The sequence below is a fragment of the Mesorhizobium sp. B2-8-5 genome, assembly GCF_006440675.2.
Taxonomy (GTDB): domain Bacteria; phylum Pseudomonadota; class Alphaproteobacteria; order Rhizobiales; family Rhizobiaceae; genus Mesorhizobium.
The window spans coordinates 473,570-488,308 of record NZ_CP083951.1 but is presented as its reverse complement, the minus strand read 5'-3'; the positions used below and the strand labels follow the sequence as shown (position 1 = coordinate 488,308).

Here is a 14,739-nt window from a genome sequence, read left to right as displayed (position 1 = left end):
TCATTTGCATACGAATGAAATTTGACCGGTACGCATGCCGGCGGGAAGACCCGAAGCAGGCACTTCGGAGGGCCAGGGGAAGGCCCCTTTTCGGGAAGGCCCAATTGTCTGGAAGGCAGAGCGTGATCCGTTACGCGAAACCCACCATGGTCGACGAGGCGCTCGCTTTGCTTGGCGAGGATCGCTGGCGCATTCTGGCCGGCGGCACCGATTTCTATCCGACGCAGGGCGCCAAACCCTTCCGCGACAACATCCTCGACATCAATGGTCTCGCCCAACTGCGCGGCATCGCCGAGGCCGACGATCATTGGCGGATCGGCGCCCGCACCACCTGGACGGACGTTGTCCGCCATCCGCTGCCGACGGCGTTCGACGCGCTGAAGGCCGCAGCGCGCGAAGTCGGTTCCGTCCAGATCCAGAATGTCGCCTCGGTGGCCGGCAATCTCTGCAACGCGTCGCCTGCGGCCGACGGCGTGCCGGCATTGCTGGCGCTCGAAGCCGACGTCGAACTGCGCTCGGCCACAGCCGTCCGCCATCTTCCGCTCGGTGAATTCATCCTCGGCAATCGCCGCACCGCCCTGCAGCCGGGCGAGATGGTCACCGCCATTCGCGTGCCGAAGCGCTCCGCCGTCGGCGCCTCGGCTTTCGTCAAGCTCGGCGCCCGGCGCTACCTCGTCATCTCGATCGCCATGGCGGCAGCCCGGCTCGTGGTCGAGAATGGCGTCGTCGCCGATGCGGCGATCGCCGTCGGCTCCTGCTCGGCCGTTGCCCGTCGTCTCGCCGGCGTCGAGGCGGCGTTGCGCGGGCAGCCTGTCACTTCTGCCCTTGCGGACACGGTGCTGTCCGCGCCGATCGATGAACTGTCGCCGATCGCCGATGTGCGCGGCAGCGCCGAGTATCGGCAGGACGCGGCGCGCGAGATCGTCGTCCGCGCGGTGCATGCCGCGATCGGTTCCGGTGAAGGCAAGGTGGCCGCATGAGCATGATCCAGCCCGGCATGGCCCAGTCCGGCATGGAACGCGCCGAGATTGCCTTCGAGGTCAACGGCGCGGCTGTCAGCGTATCCGTGCCGCCGGTCAGGCGGCTGTCGCAGGTCTTGCGCGACGAGTTGCGGCTGACCGGCACCAAGGTCGGCTGCGATGCCGGCGATTGCGGCGCCTGCACCGTGCTGGTCGACGGCAATCCGGTTTGCGCCTGCCTGATGCCGGCGGCCTCCGTGGTCGGTGCTTCCGTCACCACCGTCGAAGGCCTTGCCAATGGCCGGCTGTCCGCCTTGCAGGCCTCGTTCCTCGAACACGGCGCCGCGCAATGCGGCATTTGCACGCCCGGCCTGATGGTCGCGGCCACCGCGCTTTTGGAACGCAACCCCACGCCAAGCGAGACCGAGACGCAGGATGCGCTGGGCGGCGTGCTCTGCCGCTGCACCGGCTACAGGAAGATCGTCGCGGCGGTGATGGGCGCCTCGCGGCATATGAACGGGATCGATCTTCGCCTCCCGGAAGTGGGCCACGCCGTCGGCGCCTCTCCCATCCGCCTCGACGGCGTGCCGAAAGTCACGGGCGACGAGATGTTCGGTGGAGACTCCTTTCCGGCCGACGCATTGTCGGTGCTTGTGGTGCGCTCGCCGCACTATCATGCCCGCTTCAGCTTCGGCGATCTCGATGCCTGGACGAAAGCGCATCCCGGCATTGCCGGCGTCTTCACGGCGGCCGACATCCCGGGCCACAACTGCTTCGGCGCCATCGGTCCCTTCGCCGACCAGCCCGCGTTGGCCGAGGGTTTTGTCCGTCTGCGCGGCGAGGCGGTGGCGCTGGTGGCGGGCGAGCGCGAGGCGATCCTCGATCTCGACCTGACGGATTTTCCGATCGGATGGACGGAACTGCCGCATATGCTGCAGCCCGCCGAGGCGAAGGCCGAGGGTGCCGCGCTGATCCACGGCCACCGGCCGGCGAACCTGCTCACCTCCGGCCTGGTCGAACGCGGCGATCCTGAGGGAGCGCTGGCAGCTTCCGCTGCCACCGTGTCGGGCGCCATCGAGACCTCTTTTGTCGAGCACGCCTATATCGAGCCGGAAGCCGGCTATGCTTATGTGGACGGCGACACGCTGGTCGTCGTTGCTTGTACCCAGGCGCCCTATATGGACCGCGACGAGACGGCCAAGGTGCTGGGCCTAGCCGTCGACAAGGTGCGCATCGTGCCGACCGCTACAGGCGGCGGCTTCGGCTCGAAACTCGATGTCTCGCTGCAGCCTCTCATCGGCCTTGTGGCGATGAAGACGGGACGGCCGGCCGCACTTGCCTACACGCGCAACGAATCGATGATGTCGACCACCAAGCGTCATCCGGCCGAGATGAAGGCGACCATCGGCGCCGATGCCGAAGGCCGCGTCACCGGCATGGTCTTCGAGGGCGATTTCAACACCGGCGCCTATGCCAGCTGGGGGCCGACGGTCGCCAACCGCGTGCCGGTGCATGCCTCCGGCCCCTATCTCACGCCGAACTACCGGGCGGCCGGCTATGCCATCCACACCAACGGCCCGATCGCGGGGGCCTTCCGCGGCTTTGGCGTTCCCCAGTCGACGATCATGCAGGAGACGCTCTATGACGAGCTTGCCGGCAAGCTGGGCATCGATCGGCTGGACTTCCGGCTAAGGAATTGCCTGCGTGACGGCTGCGAGACGGTCACCGGCCAGCGCCTCGAGTCGGGCGTCGGCATCGGCGAATGCCTGGAGCAGCTTCAGCCGCATTGGGCGCGCGCGCTGGCGGACGCGGAGGCGTTCAATGCGATCCATAGCGCAAGCAAGCGCGGCGTCGGCGTCGCCTCCTGCTGGTACGGCTGCGGCAACACTTCGCTGCCCAATCCCTCGACCATCAAGGTCGGCATCTCGGCCTCCGGCGACGTCGTCCTGCATCAGGGCGCGGTCGATATCGGCCAGGGCTCCAACACGGTCATCACGCAGATCTGCGCCGACGCGCTCGGCCTGCCGCTGGGCAGGTTCAAGCTGAAGAGCGCCGATACCGCTATCACGCCCGACGCCGGCAAGACATCGGCCTCGCGCCAGACTTTTGTCACCGGCAAGGCGGCGGAGAAGGCAGGCCGCGCATTGCGCGAGAAAATCCTGCGCTTCGCCAATGTCTCCGGCCAGGCGACGATCGCGCTCGACGATGCCAGCATCTCCATCCGCGAAGGCGATGCCGCGCGGCGCATCGATCTAGCAGCACTCAAGGCCGATGCCGACGGCCTGGTGTTCGTCGCCGAGGAAACCTACGACCCGCCGACGCTGCCGCTCGACGCCAAGGGCCAAGGCAAGCCCTATGCCGTCTATGGCTATGGCGCGCAGATCGCCGAGCTCGAGGTCGACCTCAAGCTCGGCACGGTGAAGCTGATCAGGATCACCGCCGCGCATGACGTCGGCAAGGCGATCAACCCGGTGCTGGTCGAAGGCCAGATCGAGGGCGGCATCGCGCAGGGCATCGGCATGGCGCTGATGGAGGAATACATCCCCGGACGCACCGAGAACCTGCACGACTACCTCATCCCTACCATCGGCGACGTGCCGCCGGTCGAGCACATATTGGTCGAGGTTCCGGATCCGGAGGGACCCTTCGGCGCCAAGGGCCTTGGCGAGCATGTGCTGATCCCGACCGCGCCGTCGATCCTCAACGCCATCCGCCATGCCACCGGCGTCCTGGTCACCAAGGTGCCGGCGACGCCGAGCCGCATCCTTGCGGCGATCCGCGAGAAGGAGGCGCGCCGATGAGCGAGCTTGCCGAACGTTTCGAAACCCACGATCCCGGCGAGAAGCAGGTGGCGGAGAAGATCCGCTGCGATGCCTGTCCGGTCATGTGCTACATCGCCGACGGCCGCACCGGCGCCTGCGACCGCTACGGCAATGTCGGCGGCCGCATCGTGCGCATGGACCCGCTGACCATTCTCGACCACGCGGCCGAAACCGGCGGCGCGGTCGTGCCGTTCGTCGCCGAGGGCGGGGCCTGGAACGGCGAGCTGGTCAACACCGGCCGTCGCTTCGTGACTGCCATCGGCGCCGGCACCACCTATCCCGATTACAAGCCGGCCCCCTTCATCGTCAGCCAGGAGGTCGAGGGCGTCGATCTCGTCACCGTCGTCACCGAGGGCATCTTCTCCTATTGCGGCGTCAAGGTGAAGATCGACACCGACCGCCACATCGGCGACGAGACGGCGATCGTGCGCTCGGAAGGCGAGGCGATAGGCCATGTCACGACCGGCGAATACGGCTCGCAGATGCTGTCGCTTGGCGGCGTCCATCACCTTACCGGCGGCTCCAAGGCCGAAGGCCGCGCCACTTGCGATGCGCTGCTCAACCTCTGCAACAGGAAACCGGTCGAGCTCAGCATTGACGGCGGCGCGACCGTGATCGTCGAAGCCGGCAAACCGCCGGTCATCGACGGCAAGGTCGAGCATCGCATGCGCGTCGGCTGCGGCTCGGCCACCATCGGCATGTTCGCCACGCAATGGCGCGGGCTGGTCGACGAGGTGGTGGTGGTCGACGACCACATCACCGGCGTCGTCTCCGAGCATCAGGCCGGCAAGGTGCTGGGCTGGGAGGACACCGGCATCAAGATCATCGGCCGCCGCTCGACGCCCGGCCGCTACTTCAAGGTGTCCGAGCCCGGGCTCGGCTGGGGCGGCACCACGATTTCAGACCCGCTGTCGATCCTTGGCGACTGGAATGCCAAGAAAGGCGCGCGTCCGGGCCTGTCGCTGCTGATGGTGTCGACCACCGGCGAGCAATTCGCCTATTACGAGCTCGACGACGAACTGAAGCCGGTCGAAAAGCCGTTCCCGGACCGGCTTCAGAAATCGGTCGGCCTGATCGAGGACAATTGCGAACCGGCTTTGTGCACGGTTCTCTTCATCGGCGGCGCCGGCGGCTCGCTACGCGCCGGCGTCACCGAGAACCCGGTCAACCTGACCCGCTCGGTGCAGGGCCTGAAGACCTATGTGACCGTCGGGGGCGCGCCCGTCTATGTCTGGCCGGGCGGCGGCATCACGCTGATGGTCGACGTCACCCGCGTGCCGGAAGGCACCTTCGGCTATGTGCCGACGCCGGCGCTGGTGGCGCCGATCGAGTTCACCATGCGCCGCGACGACTATGTCAGGCTCGGCGGCTACGAAAACGAGATCCGCAGCGTCGAGGACATCCTCGCCAAGGGCGGCGAATACCTCAACTCGCGCAGCAACACCGGCGCGCCGGCCGGCAATCCATGGCCGCCGCTGGCGCAACTGCGGCGTTCAGCGGCGAATGGCGCCGGCTGATGAACGGCCCACAGGCGCATTGGCTTGCCGACGGCCGTCGGCTCCATCTCAACCATGGGCCGATCGACCTGATCGTCGAGGCCTTTGGCGAAGCGGATGAACGCCGCGCCGCCTACGAACAGGCAGTCGCCCGCTTTCAGACGATCCTGATCGAGGTGGTCGAAGAGCTGCCCGAATTGCGGCTTCCTGCATTCTTCCTGGCGCCCCGCAGTTTTGCCGGCCCTACGGCGCGCCGCATGGAAGCAGCCGTCACGTCATTGGCGGAATGCTTCATCACCCCGATGGCCGCCGTTGCCGGTTCGGTAGCCGACGAAATTCTTGGCTCAATGCTCGCCGGCCGCCGGCTCGACCGCGCTTACGTCAACAATGGCGGCGATTGCGCCCTCCATCTCGGCAGAAGCCAGTCGATGACGGTGGCCATCGCCGGCACCGGGAGTGGCATGGCCGATCGCGTCACCATTCGCACCGAGGACGGCGTGCGCGGCGTTGCCACCAGCGGCTGGCGCGGCCGGTCGTTTTCATTTGGGATCGCCGACGCCGTTACCGTTCTCGCCCCGACCGGCGCCGAGGCCGACGCGGCGGCGACGTTGATTGCCAACGCCGTCGATCTTCCCGGTCACCCAGCCATCGTCCGCGCCGCGGCGCGCGACCTGGCGCCGGACAGCGATCTCGGCGAGATGCTGGTGACGCAAAGCGTCGGCGCGCTCGCGCCCACCGAGGTTGCGCGCGCGCTGGACAAAGGCCTTGCCGTCGCCGAAGATTTTCGCCGGCGCGGCCTGATCGCCGCATCGGCGCTGTTTTTGGCGGGCGAGGCCCGCATCAGTGGTTCGGTGGCGCTCGCCGCGCCCAACAAACATAAAGCGAAGGAAACTGCCCATGCCTGACTTTCCGATCCGCAAGGTCGCGGTTCTGACCGAGGAGATTTTTCACGATGGCGGCCCGGTGGCGAAAGAGCCCCGCCTTCGCGCGGCGGCTCTCGCCGTGGTCAAGAACCCCTTCGCCGGCCGCTATGTCGAGGACCTGCAAGGCGCGATGGAAGACCTGAAGCCGCTCGGGCTTCTGCTCTCCGACAGGCTGATCGCGGCGCTCGGCGGCGACGTGAAGAAGATCGACGGCTACGGAAAGGGCGCCATCGTCGGCTCCGCCGGCGAATTGGAGCACGGTGCGCTGTGGCACGTGCCCGGCGGCTACGCCATGCGCGAGCGATTGGGCGACGCCAAGGCCATCGTGCCTTCGGCCAAGAAGGTCGGCGCCTTCGGCTCGCGGCTCGACGTGCCGCTCGGCCATATCAACGCCGCCTACGTGCGCAGCCATTTCGATGCCATGGAAGTCGGCATCAGCGACGGCCCGCGTCCCGACGAGATCCTGTTCTGCCTCGCCATGACCTGCGGCCCGCGCGTCCACAACCGCATGGGTGGCCTGGCGGCGCAGGACATCAAGGCATGGGACGGTTTGAGATGAGCGGCGAGGACAATCTGCTGCGGCTGGTCGAGGCCGAAGACGGCGACGAGAACAACTACCATCTGCAGGACCAGGTCGGATTCATCCTGCGCAAGGCGCATCAGCGCCACGTCGCGCTCTTCGCCTCGCATATCGGCGACCTGACGCCGCCGCAGTTCGCGGCGCTCGCCAAGCTCTACGATATCGGCGAAACCTCGCAGAACCAGTTGGGAACGCTGATCGCCATGGACGCCGCCACCGTGAAAGGCGTCATCGACCGGCTGAAGGCACGGGGACTGGTCGAGGTTTCCAAGCACGAGGTCGACAAAAGGCGGCTGCTGGTCAATCTGACGCCGCAAGGCCGCGAGGCGATCGAGCGTCTGATCCCGCTTGCCCGCACGATTACAGAGGAAACGCTGGCGCCGCTGACGGCCAAGGAGACCGCAACCTTTCTGCGGCTGCTGGCGAAGCTGGCTTAAAGCGTTTGCGCGACCTGCATCAGGCGGGAAGGATCCGGCTTGCCGTCGCTGATGCTTGCGGTGCGCCGCCAGATCAAGGCCACGACCAGCATCGAGACGTAGCCGTCGACAGCATAGTGCCAGCCCGAATACACCGAACCGAACAGGATGACGATCGCGAATGCCCAGCCCACAATGCCGAGCCAGCGATTGAGCCGCCCAAGGTAGAACGCGTTCAGCGTGGCGATCGCCACATGCATGCTGGGCATGGCGGAAATCCCGGAACCAAGCGCCAGCATGTCGGTCCTGTACGTGGCAAGAAGGTAGCTGGAATAAGACAGCACGTGCTCGTTGCCGGGCCGCTGCTTCAACACTTCCAGAAGCTCCGCATAGCGATCGCCACCCACCAACTCATCGTAAAAGACCGGGCCGACGGAGGAAAACAGCGTCGCCATGAGCGTTCCGACCACTACAAGCACAAGGGCCATCGCGGTGAGATATCGCAGATGCACCGGCTGGTTGGCGAGCAGCGCTGCAAAAAACACCAACCCGAACCATTCGAGAAACCAGAGCTTGGCATAGGTCACCGACACGACCATCGCCAGAAGGTCGGAATCGAATGCGTGAACGATGCGCCATGGCGCCTGGCCGTGCAGCAGCTCGCCGAAATCGGCCAGGGCTTCGTCACAGTAGAAGGGGACTATGTCGGGTATGTTCACCTTGTAGGTCGTGAACGCGGAGAGCGTCAGGATGAACATGATCACGATAATCGCCGCCCGCAACCCATTGGCACGGATCGACATTGCGATGAATGTGAGCGGAGCCTTCGGCGATAAGGCCATCGCCACCGGGATTGCCACGGCCAGAAAGCCGAGCGGTCCAAGAACGAAAAGCCGCGGCAAATACATCTGTGCCATCGTGTAATATGCCGACGGCCAGATCAGCGCCGCCACCGTAATATAGACCAGGCAGAGCCCAAACAGCTTTTGCGGAACATTGCCTAATTCAGGGTAACGCGCGAGCCGACCATGCCGCAATCTGGCGTGGTCGCGCAAATGTCCGTCCGCAAGTAAATCACTGGATAGCCCCATATGCGCCCCCGAAACGCTATCAGAGTTCTATCTATAGTTGTCTGATTAATATATCCTTATCCGTTTGCTTGGTGTTTGAAATGTCAAAGCTAAATAACATTAGCAATATGTAATATGCGTACACTATACTTGAAAGGCAGCTGGCGAGGAGGGAGTAAGGGCGTCGAACATCTCCCTAGCCTGCTCGGCCGTATAGTAACCAAGCCTGACATCCTCGGCGACCTGCTTCGGGTCGCGCTCGCGCGGATCGCCATAGCCGCCGCCGCCCGGCGTGCCCACACGCACGCGGTCGCCGGCCTTGAGCGCGATGTCCTGCTCCTTGGAAAGATGCGGTGGCACATGCGCTTCGCCGTTCCGGAACACAGTCACGCTGTTTGGCGCGCCATCCTTGCCGCCGAGAGCGCCCTGCGGCCCGAAGCGGCCATGGTCCATGACGAAGGACGCGCGGGCTTCACCGCGTAGGATCTCGACTTCATAAGCGAGCCCGAAGCCGCCGCGATGCTTGCCCGCGCCGCCGGAGCCTTCACGCAGCGCGTAGTGGCGGTAGAGCACCGGAAAAGCCTGCTCCATGATCTCGACCGGCGGCGACTTCGAGATGCCGATGGTCGAGCAGCCATTGCTCAGTCCGTCATGGCCGGCATTGCCGCCATAGCCGCCGCCGGAGATCTGGTACATGACATAGTCGCGGCCGCGCGCCGGATCATTGCCGCCGAGCGCGAAATTGCCGCTGGAGCCGGCGGGCGCCGCCGTCACCTTTTCCGGCAGCGCCTGTACCATGGCCGCGAACACCGCTTCGGCGATGCGTTGCGACACTTCCGCCGCGCAGCCTGATACGGGCCGCGGATATTTTGCGTCGAGGAACGTGCCTTCCGGTCGCTTGACGATGAGCGGCTCGAAGGCGCCGGCGCTGATCGGCACTTCCGGGAAGATATGGCGCATGGCGAGGTAGACGGACGACAAGGTCGTCGCCAGAACGCTGTTCATCGGCCCCGCGCAGGGTTTTGAGGAGCCGGCAAAGTCGAAGATCAGCGTGTCGCCCTGCTTCTCGACGGCGAGATCGATGGTCAGCGGCTCGTTCACCACCCCGTCGGAATCGACGAAGGCCTGCGAGCGGTAGACGCCGTCCGGGATGACGGCGATCGAGGCGCGCATCTGTTCGGCGGCGCGGCGGCGCAGTTCCGCGATCGCCTCGACGACGGTTTCGTCACCGTAACGATCCAGGATTTCATTGAGCCTGTCCTGGCCGATCAGCAATGCGGCGGCCTGCGCGCGGATGTCGCCGATGCGTTGGTCGGCGACCCGGATGTTCGAGCAGATGATGGCGTAGATCTCGGGATCGAGCGCGCCCTTCTTGAACAGTTTCACCGGCGGCAGCCGCAAGCCTTCCTGTTCGACCGCGGTGGCCGAGGCCGAGAAACCGCCCGGCACCGAGCCGCCGATATCCGGCCAATGACCGGTGTTGGAAAGCCAGCAGAAGATCTTGCCGTCGCGATAGACCGGCATGACGAAGCGCACGTCCATCAGATGCGTGCCGCCGAGATAGGGATCGTTGACGATGTAGATGTCGCCCGGATCCGGCGCCAGGCACCGGCCGTCGGCGATCATCTCGATCACGGTCTTGGTGGAATACTGCATCACGCCGACGAACACCGGCAGGCCCTGGCTGCCTTGCGCGATCAGCGAGCCGTCGACCGCCGAATAAATGCCGTCCGAGCGGTCGTTGGCTTCCGCGATGACCGGCGAGAAGGCCGCGCGGGAAAAGGTCAGGTCCATCTCGTCGCAGACCTGCTGCAGTGCGGCCTGCAGCACCGAAAGCGTGATCGTGTCGAGTTTTGCCCCAAACGCTGGCATTGTCAGGCCTCGCCGATGTCGATGATGATGTTGCCGTCCGCGTCCGAGCGCGCCCGGTCGCCGGGTTCGAGCACAGTCGTGGCGTCCATCTGTTCGAGAATCGCCGGCCCCTCGATCACGGCGTCGAGCGGTAGCTTTTCGCGCGCATAGACCGGCGTGTCGTGCCAGCGCCCGCCGTACCAGACCGGCCGGACCTCGCGCCGCGCTTCCTCGAGCGTTGCCGCGCGGCCTGCCGGGTCGATCAACCGCGACAGGTCGATCTGCGGCCGCACGCCGGTGACCGAGGTGTTGAGGTTGACGAGGTTGGCGCGGATCTCCGGCAGCTCGACCTTGAAACGGGAGAAATAGGCCTTTTCGAACAGAAGCTGCAGCGTTTTTCGTGAAACCGACGAGGAGGGCAGCGGCACGTTGATGATGTGCGTCTGGCCGACGAACTGCATGTCGGCGGAATGGGTGACGCGGATCGCGTGCGGCTTTACCGCTTCCTTGGCGATCAGCGCCTCGCCTTCGTTACGGTGCCGTTCCAACACCTCGCGAAGCTTTGCTTCGTCGAGCAGCGCCACCGGCATGTTGATTGTGTTGACGAAGTCGTGGCGCAGGTCGGCCACGACGCAGCCGAGCGCGTTGGTGATGCCCGGGCGCGCCGGCACGAGCACTCTCGGCAGGCCGAGCTCGCGGGCGAGCGCCGTCGCGTGCAGCGGCCCAGCGCCGCCGAAGGCGAACAGCGCGAAATCGCGCGGGTCATGGCCGCGCGAGACCGAGACCATGCGGATGGCGCCCGCCATCTTCATGTTGCCGAGCCTCAAGACGGCCCCCGCCGCCTCGACGCCGGAGAGGCCTGTGCGCTTGCCGATCCTGTCTTCGAAAATACCGGTGACGCGCTCGACGGTGACGGGATTGTCGACTGCGAGCAATTTCTTCGGCGCCAGGCGGCCGAGCACCAGATTGGCGTCTGTGATGGTCGGCTCGATGCCGCCGCGCCCGTAGCAGATCGGGCCGGGGTTTGCGCCCGCGCTTTCCGGGCCGATTTGGATCAGCCCGGCCGCATCGACGCGCGCGATCGAGCCGCCGCCGGCCCCGACGGTGTGCACCGCCACCATCGGCACGTGGATCGGCATCGCATATTCGATCTCGATTTCGTTCGAGACGGCGGGCTCGGCGTTGCGGATCAGCGCCACATCGGTCGAGGTGCCGCCCATATCGTAGGTGACGAGGTTGCCGAAGCCGGCGCGTTTTCCGGTATAGGCAGCGGCGATCACGCCCGACGCCGGGCCGGACATCACGGTCTTTGCCGATTCCTGCGTGACGAAGCGGGCCGAGATCATGCCGCCATTGCCGTTCATGATCAGGAAGTCGCGGGCGTAGCCCTTTGCCGCCAGCTCCTTGCGCAGCCGTTCGACATAGCGTTCGAGGATTGGCTGAACCGACGCGTTGACCGCCGCGGTGACGCCGCGTTCGAACTCGCGCGCTTCCGAAAGCAGAGCATGGCCGGTGGTGATGTGGCCGTTCGGCCAGAGCTCCGCCGCGATCTCGGCGGCGCGCCGCTCATGCGACGGGTTGGCGTAGGAGTGCAGGAAATGGATGACCAGCGATTCGCAGCCGGCGTCGAGCAGCGTCTTCACCGCATCGCGCATCTCAGCCTCGTCGAGCGGCACACGCACGGCGCCCGACGCCTCGACCCGTTCCGACACTTCGAGCCGCAGGTCGCGGGGAATGACCGGGACAAAAGTGCCCGTCATGCCATAGGCCTGCGGCCTTGTGCGGCGCCCAAGCTCGATCACGTCGCGAAAGCCGCGCGTGGTGATCATGCCGGTCCGCGCCAGGCGGCGCTCCAGCACGGCGTTGGTGGTCGTCGTCGTGCCGTGCACGATGAGGTCGATGCCGTCGATCGGAAAGCCGGTGGCGCCAAGGGCTGCGACCACGCCGAAGGCCTGATTTTCCACCGTGGTCGGGGTCTTGGCGATATGGACCTTGCCGCCTGCCTTGCCGTCGATCAACAGAAGGTCGGTGAAGGTTCCTCCGACATCGATGCCTGCTACCACGCTTCCGGCCGACGCCGAAAATTTCTCATTCATTGCCGAAACCCGAAATGCCAGGACTACGGATATGCCTCGGTTTGGAAAGGCGTTTTACGCCACCATCTTGACCTGAAGATCATTTGTATACTAATAAATTATCGACACAAGAGCTTGCCGCTTGACAGTGTGCAGGGAGCACGCCGGAACCTGACCGTTCGGGCGCGCACGAGAAGGCTTGGCCCAGAAGGTTCCGTCTGGGCCGGAAAGTTGGGTTGGAATGAACACGACATCCGCGTTGAACGTCGCCTGCGCAAAGCCGCTGCAGTTCCCGATCCCGGCCAATGTCTATGCCGAGACCGTGGTGTCGGTGAAGCATTATACCGACCGGTTGTTCTCCTTCCGCATCACCCGGCCGCAGTCGCTGCGCTTCCGCTCCGGCGAGTTCGTCATGATCGGCCTGCCCAATGCCGAGAAGCCGATCTTCCGCGCCTATTCGGTTGCAAGCCCCGCCTGGGACGACGAGCTTGAATTCTTCTCGATCAAGGTGCCTGACGGTCCGCTGACCTCCGAGCTGCAGAAGATTGAGGTCGGCGACACCGTCATCATGCGCCAGAAGTCGACCGGCACGCTGGTGCTCGACGCGCTGACGCCTGCCAAGCGCGTCGTCATGATCTCGACCGGCACCGGCATCGCGCCCTTTGCCAGCCTGCTGCGCGACCCCGATACCTATGAGAAGTTCGACGAGGTCATCCTCACCCATACCTGCCGCGACAATGCCGAGCTCATCTACGGCCAGGAACTGGTCGCGGGGCTCGAAAGCGACCCGCTGATCGGCGAGCTGACCGGCGGCCGCGTCACGCTCTACAATTCGACGACGCGGGAAGAGTCGGCGCGCATGGGCCGCATCACCGCGCTGATCGGCTCGGGCAAGTTCTATTCCGACCTCGGCATCGACAAGCTCAATCCCGAGACCGACCGCATCATGATCTGCGGCTCGATGCATATGCTGAAGGACGTCAAGGAACTCGCCGAGAGCCTCGGTTTCCAGGAAGGCTCGCTCAGCCACCCGGCAAGCTTCGTCGTCGAGCGCGCCTTCGTCGGCTGAGGCGCGTCGCGGTCCGCCAGCTCTGTTGGAGACGTCTGAGATTAGCGACGACATTCGCGCTTCGTCATTCTAGGGCGGAGCAAGGAGCGGAGCGACGCGCGCAGACCCTAGAATCCATGCCGTTACGCCAAGGCGTTGCGGCGGTTACAGAATTCTGCACCGTTGCACTCTGCGGCAGAGGTCACGGCATGGATACTCGGGTCAAGCCCGAGTATAACGAAGGGATGGGCGTTGCCGCCAATCTCCAACGCCGGGAGCGCCTACCCAGCATGATGTTTTGACCATACGGTCAAAAATCTGCTGCCTGAGCCGCCTTTTTCCGCTATGACCCACTGAAGGACTCGTGAAGCATCGCTTCGCGGGTTATCTTCGGCTGAGGTCGCTGAGTGAAAGGGCAGGAGATGAGCACGATCCGCGAAGCAGGCGCTGGCGCGTCCAAGGTGATGCCGCTGCCGGCGCGCGCTGCCGCCAACACGCCCGTGCCGCTGGAGCACGGCATTGCCCGCAACCCCGGCATGAAGCTCGATCTCGGCTTCCTGGAATCGGTGCGCAGCGTCAACCGCTCGGCGCTGGAGCGCCGCGTCGCGACGCTGACCAAGCGGCGCTCGATCAAAGCCGACAACCAGGCGGCCTGGCTGCTGCGGGCCATCGCCTGCATGGACCTCACCACGCTGAACTCCAACGACACCGACGAGCGCGTGCGCCGGCTCTGCGCCAAGGCGATCAATCCGCTCCGCAAGGATATCGTCGAGGGTCTGGACATATCGGGCGAAACCATCCGTCCGGCGGCGGTCTGCGTCTACCATCCCTTCGTCGCCACCGCGGTTGACGCCGTGCGCGGCACCGGCATCCATGTCGCTGCCGTTTCCACTGCCTTTCCGCACGGCCTTGCGCCGCTTTCGACCCGCCTGCAGGAGATCGAAGCCTCGGTGAAGGACGGCGCCGACGAGATCGACGTCGTCATTCCGCGCGGCCTGGTCTACGGCGCCAAATGGCGCGAGCTGTTCAACGAGATCGTCGCCATGCGCGCCGCCTGCGGCGATGCGCATCTCAAGGTCATTCTCGGCACCGGCGACCTCGCCACGCTGCGCAACGTCATGCTGGCCTCCATGGTGGCGATGATGGCGGGGGCGGACTTCATCAAGACGTCGACCGGCAAGGAAAGCGTCAACGCCACGCTCCCCGTCGGGCTTGCCATGGTGCGCGCCATCCGTGCCTATTTCGAGGAGACCGGCTACCTGATCGGCTTCAAGCCGGCGGGCGGCATCTCCACGGCCAAGGTGTCGCTCGACTGGCTGGTGCTGATGAAGGAAGAGCTCGGCCGGCCGTGGCTCGAGCCGGACCTGTTCCGCTTCGGCGCGTCCAGCCTGCTCACCGACATCGAACGCCAGCTCGAGCATCATCTGACCGGACATTACTCGGCCAACCATCGCCACGCGATGGCGTAGGGCGAAGGCCTTGAGCGCCGAGTTCCTTCG

11 protein-coding genes are annotated in these 14,739 nt (G+C 65.4%); 8 read left to right on the top strand and 3 right to left on the bottom strand.

Annotation, left to right across the window (positions count from 1 at the left end):
• Nucleotides 1-122 precede the first annotated feature (122 nt).
• The 6 genes from FJ430_RS02245 to FJ430_RS02220 are packed head-to-tail and all read left to right on the top strand — an operon-like array spanning nt 123 to nt 7,217.
• Nucleotides 123-980 carry an FAD binding domain-containing protein gene (locus FJ430_RS02245; RefSeq protein WP_140702117.1) on the top strand — a complete coding sequence of 286 codons (858 nt, stop codon included), beginning with the start codon at nt 123-125 and terminating at the stop codon, nt 978-980.
• On the top strand, nt 977-3,760 hold the full coding sequence (locus FJ430_RS02240) for a molybdopterin-dependent oxidoreductase (protein ID WP_140702119.1): 2,784 nt from the start codon (nt 977-979) through the stop codon (nt 3,758-3,760). The genes FJ430_RS02245 and FJ430_RS02240 overlap by 4 nt, the downstream gene beginning before the upstream one ends.
• Nucleotides 3,757-5,298: a 6-hydroxynicotinate reductase gene (locus FJ430_RS02235; RefSeq protein WP_140702121.1), complete on the top strand. Its 1,542-nt coding sequence runs from the start codon at nt 3,757-3,759 to the stop codon at nt 5,296-5,298. Before FJ430_RS02240 ends, FJ430_RS02235 begins: the two co-directional genes overlap by 4 nt.
• On the top strand, nt 5,298-6,182 hold the full coding sequence (locus FJ430_RS02230; protein WP_140702123.1) for a UPF0280 family protein: 885 nt from the start codon (nt 5,298-5,300) through the stop codon (nt 6,180-6,182). Before FJ430_RS02235 ends, FJ430_RS02230 begins: the two co-directional genes overlap by 1 nt.
• Entirely contained in the window at nt 6,175-6,759 is a 585-nt protein-coding gene (locus FJ430_RS02225) for an amino acid synthesis family protein (RefSeq protein WP_140646770.1), read from the top strand. Before FJ430_RS02230 ends, FJ430_RS02225 begins: the two co-directional genes overlap by 8 nt.
• Nucleotides 6,756-7,217, top strand: a complete 462-nt coding sequence (locus tag FJ430_RS02220) for a MarR family winged helix-turn-helix transcriptional regulator (RefSeq protein WP_140646841.1) — start codon at nt 6,756-6,758, stop codon at nt 7,215-7,217. The genes FJ430_RS02225 and FJ430_RS02220 overlap by 4 nt, the downstream gene beginning before the upstream one ends.
• Here the strand turns inward: FJ430_RS02220 and FJ430_RS02215 are convergent.
• From FJ430_RS02215 to FJ430_RS02205, 3 genes are all read right to left on the bottom strand, one after another.
• Entirely contained in the window at nt 7,214-8,251 is a 1,038-nt protein-coding gene (locus FJ430_RS02215; protein WP_181175208.1) for a phosphatase PAP2 family protein, read from the bottom strand. The genes FJ430_RS02220 and FJ430_RS02215 overlap by 4 nt on opposite strands.
• A 159-nt stretch (nt 8,252-8,410) precedes the next feature.
• Nucleotides 8,411-10,138, bottom strand: coding sequence for a hydantoinase B/oxoprolinase family protein (locus FJ430_RS02210; protein WP_140702127.1), 1,728 nt, complete (start codon nt 10,136-10,138; stop codon nt 8,411-8,413).
• A gap of 2 nt (nt 10,139-10,140) precedes the next feature.
• Entirely contained in the window at nt 10,141-12,213 is a 2,073-nt protein-coding gene (locus FJ430_RS02205; RefSeq protein WP_140702129.1) for a hydantoinase/oxoprolinase family protein, read from the bottom strand.
• Between the two features lie 220 nt (nt 12,214-12,433).
• On the opposite strand from FJ430_RS02205, the gene FJ430_RS02200 reads away from it, so the two are divergent.
• Both FJ430_RS02200 and deoC read left to right on the top strand, forming a co-directional pair.
• Complete coding sequence (locus FJ430_RS02200) at nt 12,434-13,261, top strand: ferredoxin--NADP reductase (RefSeq protein WP_140702131.1); 828 nt, start codon at nt 12,434-12,436, stop codon at nt 13,259-13,261.
• 401 nt (nt 13,262-13,662) lie between these two features.
• A complete protein-coding gene (gene deoC, locus FJ430_RS02195; RefSeq protein ID WP_140702133.1) occupies nt 13,663-14,709 on the top strand; it encodes a deoxyribose-phosphate aldolase in 1,047 nt (348 codons plus the stop codon).
• Nucleotides 14,710-14,739: the final 30 nt, after the last annotated feature.